Here is a 17178-nt window from a genome sequence, read left to right on the forward strand (position 1 = left end):
ATGCCGTACCAGCTTTGAGAAATTGCGGCTGATTCTCCCTCAACGCACTGCTTCGACCTGCAATCTATCCCAAAAACTAGACTATTCAGGGGTATTGACGGACTGGTCGAGCGAGCGAGCATGCCGAGACTGCACACCGGGGCCGACTTCCACACCAGCTCACTCATATGAATAACCACCAGTTACTTCATGGACACAGCCGAGCACATCCCAAGCGGGATGTGCTCAGCATGACGTCACGGCGTGGGGAGCTGGTCCCACTGCATCCGCGGGTCTTCATTGGCGAAGCCATCGCGAATGGTGACGTAGGACGTCCCCGCGGCCGACGGGACGCTGAGCCGGCGGGTGTCCAGCGCCGCCTTGTAGACCGTGCTGGCCTTCCCGTCCGGGAAGAAGACGTACTCGAGGGTGAAGTTCTGCTTGTAGTTGCCCGCGTCGCAGTCCCCGAGGAAGGCCAAACCCCAGCCGCCCGCGGCGTTTTCGATGCACTGATGCTTGCCTCGGGTGAGGTCGTGGGTGCTGAACGCGATCGTGTCCGGCCCGGTGGTCGCACGCAGCCACCACTGCCGTCGATCGTTCGCGTTGCACGGCGCGAATCGAGCGGTGCCGCCGATCGCGTTGTGCGGATCGTTCTCGATGGTCATGCACTGACCGTTGCCGCGGTTGTACATGAGCCAGTACGCGAACTCGGCCTGCGCGGGTGCCGCGCCGAACGCGGTGGTGGCGACGGCCGAGACGATCAGGGCCGACGCGGCGGTAAGGGTGGTGATCAAGGACCTCATGTGGGTGCCCCCAGGTTCGAACCGATGGATGAATACGCACCGAGTGTCGAAGGCCGGAGTCTCACCCGAGTTTCACCGCACTCTCACGGAACCAGCTACTGCCTGCGGGAAATCGCATCGAGCCGGACGGGAATAACACTCCCGGGCCCGTGTGTTGGTGTGCGCATGCCGAGACCGTTCACGGAGATCGAACGTCAGGAATTCCTCGCGGGCAAGCACATTGCGGTGTTGTCGGTCGCGGCGACCGATGGGCGGCCGCCCGTGGCGGTCCCGATCTGGTACGACTACTCGCCCGGCGGCGACATCAGGATCAATACCGGTGCGGGGCGGCGCAAGTCCAGGCTCGTGCAGGAGGCCGGCGCGGTGACGATCACCGTTCAGCGCGAAGAGCTGCCGTACCAGTACGTCATCGTCGAGGGCACGGTCGTCGACGCCGCCACTCCCTCGCCGCGGGACGCGCGCGAGGCGATCGCGGTGCGCTACCTCGGACCCGAGGAGGGTCGCGCCTTCGCCGATCGCATGGACGGCACCGCGTCGGTGCTGTTCACCGTGCGTCCCGACCGCTGGATCAGCCAGGACTACAGCCAGATGTAGCCGCCTGTGCGGATACCCCCCGAATACTCGGTGTCGTTGCCCCGCAACGACACCGAGCCTATTTCAGAGGCGAGCGGCCAGGCGGGTGCCCTGATCGATGGCGCGCTTGGCATCCAGCTCGGCGGCGAGTTCGGCGCCGCCGATGAGGTAAAGGTTTACGCCGGCGGCGCGCAACTCGTCCTCCAGGTCGCGGACCGATTCCTGGCCCGCGCAGATGATCACGTTGTCGACCGGGATCAATTGCGGGCGTTGGCGTTTCTCGCCGAAGCTGATGTGCAGGCCATGGTCGTCGATGCGCTCATAGTTGACCCCGCCGATGTGATCGACCCCCTTGGCCTTCAGCGCCGCGCGGTGCACCCAGCCGGTGGTCTTGCCCAGGTCCTTACCGAACGGGGTCGACTTGCGTTGCAGCAGCACCACTTCGCGGGCGGCCGGGGACGGCTTCGGCTTGGTCAGCTGGCCGCGCACCTGTTCGTCTTCGGTGTCGACGCCCCACTCTTCCTTCCACTCGTCGAGCTTCAGCGTGGGATGCCCTTCGACGGTGAGGAATTCGCTCACGTCGTAGCCGATGCCGCCCGCGCCGATGACCGCGACGCGCTTGCCGACCGGGCGCTCCTCGCGCACCAGTTCGGCGTAGGACAGCACCATCGGGTGGTCGATGCCGGGGATGTTCGGGATGCGCGGCTTGACGCCGGTGGCCAGCACCACCTCGTCGTAGCGGCCGGCGATGAGTTCGGCGGCGCTCACCCGCTTGTTCAAATGCACCGTGACGCCGGTAATTTCGAGCTTGCGCCGGTAGTACCGGATCGACTCGTTGAACTCTTCCTTGCCCGGGATGCGACGGGCGATGTCGAACTGGCCGCCGATCTTGTCGTCGGCCTCGAACAGGTCGACGTGATGGCCGCGCTCAGCCAGGTTCACCGCGGCGGACAACCCGGCCGGGCCCGCGCCGACGACCGCGACGCGCTTGGTGCGGCGGGTGGGCAGCAGCTTCAGCTCAGTCTCGTGTCCGGTGCGCGGGTTCAGCAGGCAGGACACGGTCTTGTGCACGAAGGCATGATCCAGGCAGGCCTGGTTGCAGGCGATGCAGGTGTTGATCTCGTCGACCCGATCCTGCTTGGCCTTGTTGACCCACTCGGGATCGGTGAGGAACGGGCGGGCCAGCGAAACCAGTTGCGCGTCACCGCGAGTCAGGATTTCCTCGGCGATCTCCGGCATGTTGATCCGGTTGGACGCGCAGACCGGGATGGTGACCCGCTGGGTGATCTTCGCGGTGAACTCGACGAACGCCGCCCGCGGCACCGAGGTGACGATGGTCGGGACGCGCGCCTCGTGCCAGCCGATGTCGGTGTTCAGGATGTTCGCGCCCGCGGCCTCGAGTTCCTGTGCCAGCGCGACGATCTCGTCGAACGTCTGCCCCTTCTCCACCAGCTCGGCCATGGACAGCCGGAACACGATGATGAAGTCCGGGCCGACCGCGGCGCGGGTCCGGCGCACGATCTCCACCGCGATCCGGCGGCGGTTCTCCGGCGAGCCACCCCACTTGTCGGTGCGCTTGTTCGTGCGCGGCGCGAGGAACTGGTTGATGAAATAGCCTTCACCGCCCATGATCTCGCAACCGTCGTAGCCGGCGAACTGGGCGAGCTTCGCGCAGCGCGCGTAGTCGTCGATGGTCTGCTCGACACCCTTGGCCGAGAGCTTGCGCGGGCGGAACGGATTGATCGGCGCCTTGATCGAGGACGCGGACACGCTGCCGGGCATGTAGGAGTAGCGGCCGGCGTGCAGGATCTGGATGGCGATCTTGCCGCCCTCCTTGTGCACCGCCTTGGTGATCGCCCGGTGCCGGTAGGCCTCGGACTTGTTGGTCAGTTTGGCGCCGAAGGGCAGCAGCCAGCCGGTGCGGTTGGGCGCGTAACCGCCGGTGATGATGAGACCCACACCGCCGCGGGCCCGTTCGGCGAAGTAGGCGGCCAGCTTGTTGGTGTCCCAAGCGCGGTCTTCCAGGCCGGTGTGCATCGACCCCATCACCACGCGATTGCGCAGGGTGGTGAAGCCGAGATCAAGAGGCTCGAATAAATGAGGGTACGAACTCATCGGCGAGTCTCACCTTTCTCCGTTGGTCATTCCGCGCGCGGGGCTGTCGCGGGCGGGTGCAGGGCGTGCAGAACTTCGTCGCACCACTCGACGAACCCCGCCTCCACGCGGACACCCGCGCGCAGGACGAGGTACTGGTGCAGAGCCGTACCGGAGAGCTGATCCGGTGCCGGGAAGTCTCGTTTCTCGATGAGTCGATAGACCTCGAGGCGCTGGGCGTGTTCGTCGCGATGCCGGGCGACCTCGGTGCGCAGCGCGGTGATATCGCCGTACGCGGCGGCGCGGATCTTGACCGCGAGCTCGTTGCGCGGGGTGCCGGTGTCGGACGGTTCGGCGATCCAGCGGGCCAGCTCGGCGCGGCCCGCCGCGCTGACCGCGTACACCTTCTTGTCCGGCCTGCCCTCCTGCGTGACCGACTCGCTGATCAGCCAGCCGGACTCCTCCATCCGCTTGAGCACGCGATAAATCTGCTGGTGGGTCGCGCTCCAGAAGTATCCGATGGACTTGTCGAAGCGGCGGGCCAGCTCATACCCCGAGCCGGCCCGCTCGGTCAGCGAAACCAGCAACGCGTGCTCGAGGGCCATGCGGCAAGAGTAGCCGTGACACCCAGTACTATGCAACTGAGTGCATACCCTGGTTTCGGTGTCGGTGTTGGACCCGTTCCGCGAGGGAAATCACACTAGGCTGCGCGGCATGGGCGAGGTAGACGCGCGGGCGACGGTCGGTCAGGCCGCCGGGCGCGGGCAAGTGGCGGCGTGGGGGTTCTGGGACTGGGGCTCGTCGGCGTTCAACGCGGTGATCCTGACCTTCGTGTTCTCGGTGTACCTGACCGACAAGGTCGGCGACGACCTACCGGGCGGGGTTTCGCCGAGCGCCTGGCTCGGCTGGGCGCTCGGGCTCGCGGGACTGGTGGTCGCGGTGACCGCGCCGGTCAGCGGGCAGCGATTCGACGCGTCCGCGAAACGTAAACGCTCCCTTGCCGTTCTGACCGGGCTCTGCATCGCGTCGATGACGCTGATGTTCTTCGTGCACGACGACTACCACTATCTGTGGCTCGGCCTGTTGCTGCTCGCGTTCGGTTCCGCCTTCTTCGAACTCGCCAGCGTGCCCTACAACGCGATGCTGCGTCAGGTGTCCACCCCGGCGACGGTCGGCCGGGTCTCCGGATTCGGCTGGGCGATGGGCTATTTCGGCGGCATCTTCTTGCTGCTGATCTGCTACTTCGGTTTCATCTCCGGCAGCGGCGACAGTCGCGGGCTGCTCGGCATCCCGACCGACGACGGGCTCAACATCCGCCTCGTCGCCATCGTGGCGGCGGTCTGGTTCGCCGCGTTCGCGCTGCCGGTGTTGTTCGCGGTGCCCGAATTGCCGCGCACCGACGCCGATCCCGGCGCGGCGAGCGCGGGATTCTTCGCCTCCTACCGGGTGCTGTTCCGCGATCTGCGCGAGCTCTGGGTGGCCGACCGGCGCACCGCCGCCTTCCTGATCGCCAGCGCGGTCTTCCGGGACGGACTCGCCGGGGTGTTCACTTTCGGTGCGGTGCTTGCGGTCCGGGTGTACGACATCGCCGACTCCGACGTCCTGCTGTTCGGCATCGCCGCCAATGTGGTTGCGGCACTGGGCGCGATCGTCGCCGGCCGGTTCGACGACCGGGGCGGCCCGAAGATCGTCATCGTGGTCTCGCTGGCCGCGATGATCGTCTGCGGCCTCGCCCTGCTCGCGGTCTCCGGCCCGCTGCTGTTCTGGATCTTCGGCCTGTTGCTGACCGTCTTCGTCGGCCCCGCCCAATCCGCCGCCCGCTCCTTCCTCGCCCGCCTCGCCCCGCCCGGACGCGAGGGCCAGCTCTTCGGCCTCTACACCACCACCGGCCGCGCCGTCTCCTTCCTCGCCCCCACGTTCTTCGGCCTGTTCGTCTGGATCTTCGACAACGACCGCGCCGGCATCATCGGCATCATCCTGGTGCTCGCGGTCGGCCTGCTCGCCCTGCTTCCCGTCCGCTCCCCCGATCCCACCGAGATCGCCGCCATCGACCGGCTCGACTGACCCGCTAGGCTCCCTGGCGTGAGCCTGCCCTCCCCCACTTCCGAGAACCGCGCGGTCGTCACCGGCGCCTCCTCCGGCATCGGCACCGCGCTGGCCGCCGAACTGGCCGCGCGCGGCTATTCGCTGATCCTGGTCGCGCGGCGCGGTGAGGTGCTTACCGAACTGGCGCAGCGATTGACGCTGGCACACGGGATCACCGCGGAGGTGCGGGCGGTGGATCTGTCCGATCGGGCACAGCGCGCGGCGCTGGTCGAGGAGCTGTCGGCGCGCGACATCTCGATTCTGTGCAACAACGCCGGGATCGCCACGTTCGGGGCGGTCGCCGAGCTGGATTTCGCTTATGAGCGCGCGCAGATGGAGCTCAATGCCGTTGCGGTGCACGACCTTACGCTTGCCGTCTTGCCGGGGATGATCGCCAGGCACGCGGGCGGCATCCTGATCAGCGGGTCGGCGGCGGGGAACATGCCGATCCCCAATAACGCCACGTACGCGGCCAGCAAGGCGTTCGCCAATACCTTCTCCGAGTCGTTGCGCGGCGAACTGAAGGACTCGGGCGTCAACGTCACGCTGCTCGCGCCGGGCCCGGTGCGCACCGATGTGCCCGATCCGGCCGACGCGTCGATCGTCGACCGGCTGGTACCCGACTTCATGTGGGTGTCCTCGGAGTACACCGCGAAGGTGTCCATCGACGCGCTGGCCCGCAACAAGATGCGCGTGGTTCCCGGCCTGATCAGCAAGGGCATGAGCGTCGCGGGCCAGTACGGTCCGCGCGCGGTCACCGCGCCGATCGCGGGCAAGTTCTACAAGAAGCTCGGCGGCTAGAGACGCCCGTCACCGCCGGGTCAGGGATCCGTCAAGATCGGGCCTCCGGTCGTCAAGCAGTCGTAAGCTGGACGTTTGCCCAAGAGGAAAGCGGCGTAGTCCTGACAGCGGCCCCGCCTACGGAATAGCGGGGGCGCACACAGGAGACACCGTGACGCTGCTGGAAATCTTCCCGTCGCTGAAGTCGGGGATGCCCCCACGCCTCGACTCGGCCGTATGGCCGCGGGACACGCATTACGACGACGCGGGCCGGATCACGATCGGCGGGGTGGCCCTGGCCGATATCGCGGATCAGTACGGCACTCCGACCTATGTCCTGGACGAGCGCGAGGTCAGGGAGCGCTGCCGGGCCTACCGCAAGGCCTTCCCCGAGGCCGAGATCATCTACGCGGGTAAGGCTTTGATGATCCGCGCGGTCGCCAACTGGGTTTCCCAGGAGGGGCTTTCGGTGGACGTGTGCTCCTCCGGCGAACTGGCCATCGCGCTGGCCGCCGGCGTCGCGCCGCACCGAATCATCATGCACGGCAACGGGAAATCGTTCGACGAGCTGACCGCCGCGATCCAGGCCGGGGTCGGCCGGATCGTGGTCGACTCGCTGGCCGAGATCACGCTGCTGTCGGCGTTGGTCACCGGCTCGCAGAAGGTGCTGCTGCGCCTGTCCCCCGGCATCGACGTGCACGGGCATCCCGCGGTGCGCACCGGGGTCACCGATCAGAAGTTCGGCTTCCCGCTCGGCGGCGACACCGCCGCGGAGGCGGTCGCGCGGATACTGCGCCAGCCGAAGCTGAACCTGGTCGGCTTCCACTGCCACCTCGGCTCGCAGATCAGCGACCCGGACTACTACGGCGAGGCCGTGCGCCGGGTGGTCGCGGAGATGGCGCGGGTCCGGCAGGACCACGGGCACGTGCTCACCGAGCTGGACCTCGGCGGCGGGCACGCGGTCGCCTACCGCACCGGCGACGGCGAGATGAACCTCGGCGACCTGGCCGCCATCATCGAGGACGCCCTCGACGCGGCGTGCGCGCGCCAGCACTTCCCGCGCCCGCAGATCGCGCTGGAGCCGGGCCGGGCGATCGTCGCGCACGCGGGGGTGACGCTGTACCGGGTGCTGTCGGTCAAGCACATCGAGGGCGGCCACACCTACGTCACCGTGGACGGCGGGATGAGCGACAACCCGCGCGTCGCGCTGTACGGCGCGCGCTACAGCGTTGTCGTGGCGAACCGGCACCCGACCTGCGCCAGCATGACCGCGACCGTGGCCGGACGGTTCTGCGAGGCCGGCGACATCCTGGCCACCGACGTGCAACTGCCGGTCGATCTGCGGCCCGGCGAGGTGCTCGCGGTGCCGTGCACCGGCGCGTACCACCACAGCCTGGCCTCGTCCTACAACAGCGTCGGCCGGCCGCCGATCGTGGCCGTGCGGCACGGGCAGTGCCGGGAGCTGGTGCGCCGGGAGACCGTCGCGGATCTGATGTGCCGCGACATCGGCTGGTGAGCTGAACGCCGGGGCCGCGCGGCCCCGGCGTGTCAGTGATCCGTCAAGATCAGCTCGACGGTGGTCAACGTTGCGCTAAGCGGCCTGTCTGCGCTCTGTCGGCAGGCGTAGTTGTTGGTAGGCCCCGCAGGTAGAGAAAGCGGGGAGCGGATCAGGAGAGCACCCGTGACGCTTGTGGACTTCTTCTCGCCGACCCGGCCGGGAACGGCCGGGCAGCTGGATTCCGCGGTCTGGCCCTCCGATGCCAGGTATGACGCCGAGGGCCGGATCGTCGTCGGTGGCGTCGCGCTCACCGATATCGCCGAGACGTACGGCACCGCCGCGCGGGTGCTCGACGAGCGCGAGGTCAGGCAGCGCTGCCGCGCTTATCGCAAGACCTTCCCCGAAGCCGAGATCGCTTACGCGGCAACGGCGTTGCTGGTCGGTGCGGTGGCGGACTGGGTCACCAGGGAAGGGCTCTCGGTCGCGGTGTGCTCGTTCGGCGAGCTGACCGCGGCGCTCGATGCCGGGGTCGAACCGCGGCGAATCATCCTGCACGCCAACGGCGTATCGCGCGAGACGCTGGCGACGGCGGTGGCCCGGCGGGTCGGCCGGATCGTGGTCGGCTCACTCGACGAGATCGAGCTGCTCGCCTCGGTTGTCACTCGGCCGCAGCGGGTGCTGTTGCGGGTGTGCCCCGGTCTCGACTGCGACTCGTCCGCCGAGCCGATCGGGTTCCCGCTCGGCGACCTCAGCACCGCGGCGGTGGCGCAGGTGCTGGACACGCCGATGCTCGAGCTGATCGGGTTCCACTGCCACCTCGGGTCGCAGATCTACAACCCAGACCACTACGGCGAGGCGATCCGGCGGATGGTCGCCGAGCTGGCGCAGGTCCGGCACGACCACGACCGGATTCTCACCGATCTCGATCTCGGCGGCGGGCACGCCATCGCCTACCGCAACGGGGACGCCGAGATGAATCTCGCTGAGCTGTCGGCGATCATCGAGGACGCACTGGACGCGGCGTGCGCCCGGCAGCACTTCCCGCGGCCGAAGGTGGCGCTGGAGCCAGGGCGCGGGATCGTCGCGCGGGCCGGGGTGACGCTGTATCGGGTGCTGTCGGTCAAGCACAGTGACGGCGGGCATGTGTCGGTGGTCATCGACAGTGAGACCCGCACCAGGACAGCGGGTTTCGCGGGTGCGGTGGTCGCGAACCGGCGGGCGACCGGGTCGCTGGTGAGCGCGACCGTCGCGGGACGGGCCGGCGATGTCATCCTCGCCACCGACGCCCGCCTCCCCGCCGACCTGCGCCCCGGCGAGCTACTCGCCGTGCCGTGCACCGGCGCCTACCAGCACGGGACCCCCCCGCACCCGCGTCATCGCCGTGCGCGAGGGGCACTTCGCCCAACTAGTCCGCCGCGAGCCCACCCTGCTCGACCGCGACGCGAGCTGACCCCCCGCCGCACACCTCCCGACCTCCCGCACAGGGAATCGCATGCCATTCCCTGTGCGGGAAATCGAGAGGTGTGCGGCTGTCAGCGCTTCCGCGTGCCGAAGATGCTGCGGCTGATCTCGCGGCCCGCGGCGGTGGCCGCGGACCGCAGGAAGCTCTTGACCGCGGGGTTCTTCATGATGCGCTCGGCGGTGGAGTCCTCCTCCTTCGGCGAGCGGCCCGGGGCCGGGGTGGACTGTGGAGCCTGTTCTGCCGCAGCGACTTTCGCCGCCAGGATCTCGTAGGCCGACTCCCGGTCGACGGTCTGGCCGTACTTGCTGTACAACGAACTCGACAGCGCCCGTGATTTGATCGCGTCGTCGCCGATCGTGTCCATCAGCGACCGCGGCGGCTGAATCCTGGTCCACGCCACCGGAGTCGGCGCGCCCTTCTCCGAAAGTACCGTCACCACCGCCTCGCCCGTGCCGAGCGAGGTGAGCGCCTTCTCCAGGTCGTAGGTGCTGGTCTTCGGGTAGGTGCGCACCGTCTTGGACAGCGCCTTCTGATCGTCCGGGGTGAAGGCGCGCAGCGCGTGCTGGATGCGCGCACCCAGTTGGGACAGCACCTGATTCGGGATGTCGGTGGGCAACTGGGTGCAGAAGAACACGCCGACCCCCTTGGAGCGGATCAGCTTGACCGTCTGCTCCACCTGGTCCAGGAACGCCTTCGACGCGTCCGCGAACAACAGGTGCGCCTCGTCGAAGATGAACACCAGCTTGGGCTTGTCCACGTCGCCCACCTCGGGCAGCGTCTGGAACAAATCCGCGAGCACCCACATCAGGAAGGTGGAGAACATCACCGGCCGCGCCGCCTGCGCGCCCAGCTCGAACAGCGTGATCACGCCCTGCCCGCCCGCGACCCGCACCAGATCGCCCGGATCCAGTTCCGGCTCACCGAAGAACGTGTCGCCGCCGTCCGCCTCCAGGTTCACCAGCGACCGCAGGATGACCCCCGCGGTGGCCGCGGAGACGCCGCCGATGCCCTTCAGGTCCTCCTTGCCCTCGGAGCTGGTGAGGTGCGTGATCACCGCGCGCAGGTCCTTGAGGTCGAGCAAGGCGAGGCCGTTCTTGTCCGCCCAGTGGAAGATCAGGCCGAGCGTGGATTCCTGAGTCTCGTTGAGCCCCAGCACCTTACTGAGCAGCACCGGGCCGAACGAGGTGATGGTCGCGCGGATCGGGACGCCGATGCCGTTGGTGCCGAGCGAGACGAACTCGGTCGGGAAGCCGGTCGGCTTCCAGTCCTCGGCGCCGGTTTCCGCGGCGCGCGCGCTCAGCTTGTCGTTGGCCGCGCCCGGCTGCGACAGGCCGGACAGGTCGCCCTTGATGTCGGCGAGCACCACGGGAACGCCTGCGGCGGAAAGCTGTTCGGCGATGCCCTGCAACGTCTTCGTCTTACCGGTGCCGGTCGCGCCGGCCACCAGGCCGTGCCGGTTCATCGTGCGCATCGGAATGCGCACGCGCGCAGCGGTATCCACCTCGCCGTCGACCACGACGGTGCCCAGCTCCAGCGCCACCCCGTCGAACGCGTACCCGGCGGCGATCTCCTGTGCGGCCGCCGACCCGGCGCCCGCCTTCGCGCCCTCGCCGGCCGCGGCCGTCTTCTGCTCGGCCTTGCTCGCGGCTTCGGCGGCGGCAGCGGCGGTCTCGTCCGCCTTGGCGGCCGCGCTCTCGGCCTTCTGCTTCGCCTTCCCGCTGTCGCCCGCCTCCTGCTCGGCAAGCTCACGTTCGGCAGCCTCAGCGGCAGCGGCCGCCTCCGCAGCCACCTTCGCCGCCTCCTCGGCAGCCTTACGCGCAGCAGCCGCTTTCTCCTGGGGGGTGGTCATCGCACGATCCTCCGTCTGATCAGACTCGAACTGCTTTACGCAGTGTTTGCTGTCGTACCGAAAACGCCTGTGCCGATCTGGAGAAACTGTATCCCCGCAAGTGCCGTTAGCGGGCTCGCCTCCCTTGTACGGCAGTGGGCTTCTCGTCGATTGACTGCGCACCACAGCGTCGTAACCTGCACGCTTACGCAAACAGCCCCACCCCAACCCCCGGTTTCGAGCGAAGCGAGACCGAGCATGATCGTTCGCGGCCCGTCTCGCGTCCGAGTGGCCGCAGCGCATGCGACGAAGTCGCTAGTCGCGGCCGCTCGGACGCGAGACACCCCGGGGCCGCGAACACGCAGCGCCGAAGGCGCTGCAAATCCAACACAGCTAATGTTGCTGCCGTGTCGGATAAATATGTGGTGTGGATGGATTGTGAGATGACGGGCCTGCGCCTGGACAGCGACAAGCTGATCGAGGTGGCCGCGCTCGTCACCGACAGCGATCTCAACATCCTCGGCGAGGGCGTGGACGTCGTCATCCACGCCGACGACGCGGCGCTGGCCGCCATGCCCCAGGTGGTCGTGGACATGCACGCGCGTTCCGGGCTGACCGAGGAAGTGCGCCGCTCCACCGTCACCATGGCCGAGGCCGAGCAGCAGATCCTCGACTACATCAAGCAGTACGTGCCGACCCCGGGCACCGTGCCGCTGGCCGGTAACTCGATCGCCACCGACCGCGGCTTCATCGCCCGCGACATGCCCGCGCTGGACGCCCACCTGCACTACCGGATGATCGACGTCAGCTCGATCAAGGAGCTGTGCCGCCGCTGGTACCCGCGCATCTACTTCGGCCAGCCGGAGAAGGGCCTGGCCCACCGCGCCCTGGCCGACATCAAGGAATCCATCCGCGAGCTGGAGTACTACCGCCGCACCGCGTTCGTCGCGGCGCCCGGCCCGTCCACCACCGAGATCGCCGCGGTGGCCGCCGAGATCAGCGGCGCCGCGACGGCTGCCGAATCGGCCCAGGTCAACGCCTCACCGGAAACCGATTAGGGAGACGACGGGGTGACACGCTAATATCGACGGCGCCGGTGTTCATCCGGTGATGGTGACCGTAGTTCAGTTGGTAGAGCACCAGGTTGTGATCCTGGCTGTCGCGGGTTCGAGTCCCGTCGGTCACCCTGAGGGCCTGGGCCGGAGAGAAATCTCCGGCCCAGGCCTTTTTCGTTGCCTCGCCGCCCACATCACAATGTGAAACATCCTTCTTCCGATTGCGGGACGGATCCCGCGCCCCGTCCGTAGACTGCGGCGCGTGGGCGGTGCCGCTGGAGCATCACCCCGGTTTGACCAGAAAGACACAGGTCGTGATGCGTTCCGCGGTAATCGCAGCTTTCTTCGGCGCCACCCTCATCACCGGAGCTACCGGGACCGCGGCCGCGGGCATCGGGCTGCCCGGCATGCCGGACTCCGGTTCGGCGTCCAGCGGGTCGACCGGCGGGCTCGTCGGCACCGGATCCGGCAGCAAACTGGCGTGCATCGCCACCGGCAGCGCGCTGGCCATCATCGGCGACGCGCACCTGGGCTGCAACATGCTCCCCTGAGCCAAGAAAAACGGGCCACCAGTTCGCACTGGTGGCCCGTTTTACGTTGCGGCTCAACGCGGGTCGGCGTTACCCGCCTTCCACACCGGCCATGGGATGTTCCAGTCGCCCAAACCGTCTACGCCGGAAAGGGTTCCGCCGACGGTGTTCTTGATGATGGTGATGTCGCCGCGCTTCGCGTTCTGATAGACCCACTGCGCGTTCGCGGGACTCAGGTTCAGGCAGCCGTGGCTGGTGTTGCTGTAGCCCTGCTGCCCGACCGACCACGGCGCGGAGTGAAAGAAGATGCCGCTGTAGGAGATTCGGGTCGCGAAGTCGATCGGCGTCTTGTAGCCGTCCGGCGAGTTCACCGGAACGCCGTAGGTCGAGGAGTCCATGATGATCTTCTCGAGCCGGTCGCTGACGATATAGATGCCGTTGTCGGTCGGCGTGCTGTTCTTGCCCATCGAGGTCGGCATGGTCCGGATGACCTGACCGTTCTGCTCGACCGTCACCTGCTTGGTGTTGTCGTCGGCAGTGAAGATCGTCGCGTCGCCGACGGTGAAGAACGACTGGATGTTGTCCTGGCCGAAGAGTCCGTTGCCGAGATCACGGCCATACACGTTCACATTGATCGTGACCTTGGTCCCAGGAGCCCAGAAATTCTCCGGACGCCACCGCACCTCGCGATTGTTCACCCAATAGAACGCTCCCTCGACCGGCGGCTCGGTGGTGATCTTGATCGCATCCTGGGCGGCTCTACGGTCCGGAATGGTCTCGTCGAACTGCACCGCGACCGGCTGGCCGATCCCGACCACCTCGCCCTCGCCGGGCAGCAGATACGGCTTGGTCTGACTGTCCGGGGAGCTGGTAGTGAAGCTCAGCACAGTGGAATTGGCGCCGCCGAGCCCGATCGCGTCGGCCTTGAGCCGATACGGCTTCCCGTAGCCGAGCACCTCGGTGGTCTCCCACGACCGGCCGTCGGCGGCCAGCTTGCCGCCACCCACCGGCTGCCCCTGCGCATTCATCAGGGTGACGTTCGTGAACTTGCCGTCCTCGACCTTGAACGCCAGCGGCACACCCGGCGAGACCCCCATCTCGCCGTCCTTGATCGGGGACAACAGCTTCGGCTTGATCAGCTCGAGCAACGGGTTACGGTCGATCGCGACCGTGGACGTATCCGACGTCTTCGACGACGAGCACCCCGACAACACCAGTCCGGCCACCGCGAACACCACAACTGGTGCGGTGATATGTCGTATCCACCGACGCCGACCTCGACCAACGCTCATCTCAACCCCGTTTCACGTCCCTACAGCCCAACCCGCCGTGCCTGCGGAGCGGTCGAGACCACGTTCGGCCATTCTGCCAGTGCGAGGTGCTCGCACCAACGCAAATACCGCGTCGACACAGGGGTGTTACACGGGATAGATCCGAACTGCCCGGTTCGGCGTTAACACCCCGCCCGAACCACGCATCGCCCCCGGTCAGGGCGCGATTTCACTTCTGCCGCCTCGGCCTGTTAAAGTTTGTCCCGCACCGGAACACGGAGCAAGCGCCATTAGCTCAATTGGCAGAGCAGCTGACTCTTAATCAGCGGGTTCGGGGTTCGAGTCCCTGATGGCGCACCATATGACCGTTACTAGAAACATGGCCCGAATGAACGGCGCAAGCCAGGCCTGTGACATGCTTCACATACTCGCCACCCATCCGGGTGGCGAGTTGCATTTTTGGCAGATGTTGCCGTAACACCGCCTCTGCCACGCCTGCACCTGCGTCTTCGCCGTGGCCTCGCTCCATCGCTGTGTATCCCGCCTGGACTGCGTGCAGTTCCGCGATCACGGGTTGGAACTCATGACCCGTCACCTTCCCCTCGAACACATACAACCGCTTGAAGATCGCCTGGTTCAGCCGCCGCCTGACCTTGTCGCTTGCTCCCTTGTACAGCTGGTAGGGATCGCGCAGCAGTTCCAAGCACGTCGTCAGGTACTCGGCACTCGTGGAGAGGTCCAGCTGCACTTTGCCCAGTTCCGCCTGCAGCTTCTCGCGCTCTCGCTTGATCTCGGTCAGTCGTGTCCGGATCTTCGTCTGGGGCAGCTCGCCGTCGGCAGCAAGCTCGATCAGGTTGGTTTCCTTCGTGTCCAGATCCTTCAGCTGATCCCCAACTGCTTCCTGTTGAGGTTCCCCCGCTTGGCCGGAGAGCGAATTATCTGGTTCCGACCGGAACCTGTTGACGGAAACTGGATTCGAACTCGTCCGGTGATCGCCAGCCGGGCTTCTTCTGGATACGTTGGCTGTTGTACCAACCGTCGATGTAGGCGAACAGGGCGTTCTCGGCCTGGTCGCGGCTGCGCCAGGTCGTGCGATAGACCAGCTCGGTCTTGAGCGTGGAGAAGAAGTTCTCCATCAACGCGTTGTCGTAACTATCGCCCACCGAGCCCATGGATTGAGCAATCCCGTTGTCGGCCAGACGATTAGCGAACTTGATCGCCGTGTAGGTCGAGCCCCTGTCGCTGTGATGGATCAGTTCACCCTCGCCAATATCACGGCTCCAGACCGCGTATTCCAACCCACCGAGCACCCACTCGGTGTCGCAGCGGTCGGAGGTTGTCCATCCCACGATCCGGTTGGAGAACCCATCGCGCACCGCCGCCCACCAAAACGCACCCTGACCACATGGATGCGGGTGGCATCGGCCACCTGCAACCGATTCGGAGCCTCGGCGGTGAAATCACGCTCCACCAGATCCGGCGCCGGCGTCGCCCGCCGATCCTGGCGGGTCGATCCGAATCGCCACTTCCGGCGAAGGAACGCGCCCTGCAACTCGGCGTGACGCATCAATCGCTCCACTCGTTTGCGGCCCACCCGGATTCCGCGTCGCGCCAGCATCGCATGCACCCGCGGTGACCCATAGGTCCCGCCGGAACTGGTGTGAATATCGGCAATCTCGGCCAGCAACTGTTCATCGGCGACCTGCCGCCGCGACGGCCACCGCGCCAGCCAGCCGTAATAGGTCGACGACGCGATCCCCAACACCCGCAATACGAGCTCGACCGGGTGCTGACTGTTCTGTTGGACGAACCGCACAATCACCTCCGGGCCTGGCCGAGCTCCGAGGCGAAATACGCACTCGCAGAACGCAATATCTCGTTCACTCACTCCAACTCTGCGACCTTCTCACAGAGCTCCTTGTTCTCTGCCGCCACGTCAGTGCCCGGTCGGTCATGACGCTCGCCGGCCTCGGCCTCGGCCTGCTGGATCCAGTTCCGTAACGCCTCGTGACACACTCCGAGTTGCTGAGCCAGCTTCCGAACCGTCGGCTTGGGATCGGACTCCCGATACACCCTGACCGCCCACGCCCTCAACTCGTCGGGATACTCCTTGGGTGCTGCCACAATGGACTCCCTCCAGGTCCTATCGGACCATGCTCAGAGCCCTCCGAGAAAGCGGGGGAACCTCAATCGACATTCTGTTCACGGATACGCCTCCGCCACCGCCCGCCCAAGCGGATGAAGCGGAGGCCACGGTGGAGGAGCCCGAATCAGGTCGCCGTCCCCGTGGGCGTCGGGGAGGCCAACAGGCCAACGCAGAACAACCCGACGTCTGAGTATCGCTCCGAATCTGAGCGCCACGGCCGACGGGCAGCAGATCGAGATGAACCCATCCTTCTGCTGTCCGTCCGGCCAGTTCACCCGGTCTATGTGCCAGCGAGGTAATAACTACATCTCATTCTCGGCAGAATCTGTTGATCACGTCCGTATTGAGAGTTAGAACAGAGGTAGTAGAAAGAAATTAACGGAGAATACTTTATGCACAATCATAATCAACAGCGATCTTTTGGATACCAATACCGCGACATACTAGCGTTACTCGATCAGCACGACTACAACGCTACCGTTACGGATACCGGTGGCGGCTGCTTGGCTCTTGTCTTTAAGCCTCTCACTACGAGAACGGTGCTTATCACGGACAAGGACGGTCCACTAGAAGTATGGCGCGCCGACCAAACCGGCTGGGGAGTCGGCGTCTATGACGATCTTGGCGAACAGAGAAGGTATCGGGACACAAGCGACTGCTCAGTAGAGGGCTTGCTGGAGCTGTTGGATGAGGTCAAATAGACTTGAACTGAAAGAGGATATGATAAAAGACAGGAAAGAGTACCCGAGAACCTGACGTCAGGCATGAAAAGTGTCGTTGGCATTGGAAACGATCGAAGTTAAAATAGATCTATATGACAGACGAGCAATTCAATGAACAATTCGCCAAACTCTACGCCTACATGGACAGACGCTTCAGCAAGATCGATGCCGAGCTGGAGAATAAGGCAGAAAAATCTGAAGTCAACGGAATCTACGACAAACTCGACCACATTATTGGCCAGCTTGAAAAGAGGCCACTGAGCGTGCTGCCGTCACAAACCAGCTCGATCGTCACGAACGTTGGCATCATGAGGTGGCCGATCACGTCGGGTTGAAGCTGCAGCACGACGCC

At 66.0% G+C, this 17178-nt stretch carries 13 protein-coding genes, 2 tRNA genes and 3 pseudogenes; 10 read left to right on the forward strand and 8 right to left on the reverse strand.

The annotated features are described in order from the left end of the window. Positions 1-236 precede the first annotated feature (236 nt). Positions 237-782 (reverse strand): hypothetical protein, encoded by a 546-nt coding sequence (locus ACFYO1_RS29200; RefSeq protein WP_387237485.1) that lies wholly within the window; start codon positions 780-782, stop codon positions 237-239. A 165-nt stretch (positions 783-947) separates the two neighbouring features. On the opposite strand from ACFYO1_RS29200, the gene ACFYO1_RS29205 reads away from it, so the two are divergent. Continuing rightward, positions 948-1376: a pyridoxamine 5'-phosphate oxidase family protein gene (locus ACFYO1_RS29205; protein ID WP_387237488.1), complete on the forward strand. Its 429-nt coding sequence runs from the start codon at positions 948-950 to the stop codon at positions 1374-1376. Positions 1377-1439: 63 nt separating this feature from the next. On the opposite strand, the gene ACFYO1_RS29210 is transcribed toward ACFYO1_RS29205, so the two are convergent. Together ACFYO1_RS29210 and ACFYO1_RS29215 are read right to left on the reverse strand one after the other, a co-directional pair. Next, entirely contained in the window at positions 1440-3470 is a 2031-nt protein-coding gene (locus ACFYO1_RS29210; protein ID WP_387237491.1) for an FAD-dependent oxidoreductase, read from the reverse strand. A gap of 26 nt (positions 3471-3496) precedes the next feature. Beyond that, positions 3497-4054 carry a PadR family transcriptional regulator gene (locus ACFYO1_RS29215; RefSeq protein ID WP_387237495.1) on the reverse strand — a complete coding sequence of 186 codons (558 nt, stop codon included), beginning with the start codon at positions 4052-4054 and terminating at the stop codon, positions 3497-3499. Positions 4055-4163: 109 nt separating this feature from the next. On the opposite strand from ACFYO1_RS29215, the gene ACFYO1_RS29220 reads away from it, so the two are divergent. The 4 genes and pseudogenes from ACFYO1_RS29220 (at position 4164) to ACFYO1_RS29235 (ending at position 9262) form a co-directional block, all read left to right on the forward strand. Beyond that, entirely contained in the window at positions 4164-5513 is a 1350-nt protein-coding gene (locus ACFYO1_RS29220; RefSeq protein WP_387237498.1) for an MFS transporter, read from the forward strand. An 18-nt stretch (positions 5514-5531) separates the two neighbouring features. After that, positions 5532-6335, forward strand: coding sequence for a mycolate reductase (gene cmrA, locus ACFYO1_RS29225; protein WP_387237501.1), 804 nt, complete (start codon positions 5532-5534; stop codon positions 6333-6335). Positions 6336-6486: 151 nt separating this feature from the next. Further along, the gene (gene lysA, locus ACFYO1_RS29230; RefSeq protein ID WP_387237504.1) at positions 6487-7830 is read left to right on the forward strand and encodes a diaminopimelate decarboxylase; all 1344 of its coding nucleotides are present in this window, start codon (positions 6487-6489) and stop codon (positions 7828-7830) included. 165 nt (positions 7831-7995) lie between these two features. After that, a pseudogene (locus ACFYO1_RS29235) lies at positions 7996-9262 on the forward strand (diaminopimelate decarboxylase family protein). Positions 9263-9344: 82 nt separating this feature from the next. On the opposite strand, the gene ACFYO1_RS29240 reads toward ACFYO1_RS29235, so the two are convergent. Then, complete coding sequence (locus tag ACFYO1_RS29240; protein WP_387237507.1) at positions 9345-11123, reverse strand: helicase HerA-like domain-containing protein; 1779 nt, start codon at positions 11121-11123, stop codon at positions 9345-9347. 386 nt (positions 11124-11509) lie between these two features. Here ACFYO1_RS29240 and orn point away from each other — a divergent pair, with 386 nt between their 5' ends. The 3 genes from orn to ACFYO1_RS29255 all read left to right on the forward strand — a co-directional run bounded on the left by orn (position 11510) and on the right by ACFYO1_RS29255 (position 12708). Next, positions 11510-12160 carry an oligoribonuclease gene (gene orn / locus ACFYO1_RS29245; RefSeq protein WP_387237510.1) on the forward strand — a complete coding sequence of 217 codons (651 nt, stop codon included), beginning with the start codon at positions 11510-11512 and terminating at the stop codon, positions 12158-12160. A gap of 55 nt (positions 12161-12215) precedes the next feature. Then, positions 12216-12288, forward strand: a tRNA-His gene (locus ACFYO1_RS29250). Positions 12289-12450: 162 nt separating this feature from the next. Then, positions 12451-12708, forward strand: a complete 258-nt coding sequence (locus tag ACFYO1_RS29255; RefSeq protein WP_387237513.1) for a hypothetical protein — start codon at positions 12451-12453, stop codon at positions 12706-12708. Between the two features lie 53 nt (positions 12709-12761). Here ACFYO1_RS29255 and ACFYO1_RS29260 read toward each other — a convergent pair whose 3' ends face one another. After that, a complete protein-coding gene (locus ACFYO1_RS29260; RefSeq protein WP_387237516.1) occupies positions 12762-13979 on the reverse strand; it encodes an Ig-like domain-containing protein in 1218 nt (405 codons plus the stop codon). 263 nt (positions 13980-14242) lie between these two features. Between ACFYO1_RS29260 and ACFYO1_RS29265 the strand changes: the two genes are divergently transcribed. Further along, positions 14243-14318 (forward strand) — tRNA-Lys (locus tag ACFYO1_RS29265). Between the two features lie 575 nt (positions 14319-14893). Here the strand turns inward: ACFYO1_RS29265 and ACFYO1_RS29270 are convergent. From ACFYO1_RS29270 to ACFYO1_RS29280, 3 genes and pseudogenes are all read right to left on the reverse strand, one after another. Then, positions 14894-15355: pseudogene (locus tag ACFYO1_RS29270) on the reverse strand (transposase); the annotation flags it as partial. A 140-nt stretch (positions 15356-15495) separates the two neighbouring features. Continuing rightward, positions 15496-15846: pseudogene (locus ACFYO1_RS29275) on the reverse strand (IS3 family transposase); the annotation flags it as partial. After that, positions 15843-16082 carry a transposase gene (locus tag ACFYO1_RS29280; RefSeq protein WP_387237519.1) on the reverse strand — a complete coding sequence of 80 codons (240 nt, stop codon included), beginning with the start codon at positions 16080-16082 and terminating at the stop codon, positions 15843-15845. The gene ACFYO1_RS29280 and the pseudogene ACFYO1_RS29275, both read right to left, overlap by 4 nt. Before the next feature lie 836 nt (positions 16083-16918). Here ACFYO1_RS29280 and ACFYO1_RS29285 point away from each other — a divergent pair. Then, positions 16919-17161 (forward strand): hypothetical protein, encoded by a 243-nt coding sequence (locus ACFYO1_RS29285; RefSeq protein WP_387237522.1) that lies wholly within the window; start codon positions 16919-16921, stop codon positions 17159-17161. The last annotated feature ends 17 nt before the right edge of the window (positions 17162-17178 follow it).

The organism is Nocardia sp. NPDC006044 (assembly GCF_042871115.1).
In the GTDB taxonomy this organism is placed as follows: domain Bacteria; phylum Actinomycetota; class Actinomycetes; order Mycobacteriales; family Mycobacteriaceae; genus Nocardia.

Excerpts from the sequence above, each read along its gene's own strand:
- ACFYO1_RS29200 (WP_387237485.1), bottom strand. The coding sequence starts at position 782 with ATGAGGTCCTTGATCACCACCCTTACCGCCGCGTCGGCCCTGATCGTC.
- ACFYO1_RS29205 (WP_387237488.1), top strand. The coding sequence starts at position 948 with ATGCCGAGACCGTTCACGGAGATCGAACGTCAGGAATTCCTCGCGGGC.
- ACFYO1_RS29210 (WP_387237491.1), bottom strand. The coding sequence starts at position 3,470 with ATGAGTTCGTACCCTCATTTATTCGAGCCTCTTGATCTCGGCTTCACC.
- ACFYO1_RS29215 (WP_387237495.1), bottom strand. The coding sequence starts at position 4,054 with ATGGCCCTCGAGCACGCGTTGCTGGTTTCGCTGACCGAGCGGGCCGGC.
- ACFYO1_RS29220 (WP_387237498.1), top strand. The coding sequence starts at position 4,164 with ATGGGCGAGGTAGACGCGCGGGCGACGGTCGGTCAGGCCGCCGGGCGC.
- ACFYO1_RS29240 (WP_387237507.1), bottom strand. The coding sequence starts at position 11,123 with ATGACCACCCCCCAGGAGAAAGCGGCTGCTGCGCGTAAGGCTGCCGAG.
- ACFYO1_RS29260 (WP_387237516.1), bottom strand. The coding sequence starts at position 13,979 with ATGAGCGTTGGTCGAGGTCGGCGTCGGTGGATACGACATATCACCGCA.
- ACFYO1_RS29285 (WP_387237522.1), top strand. The coding sequence starts at position 16,919 with ATGACAGACGAGCAATTCAATGAACAATTCGCCAAACTCTACGCCTAC.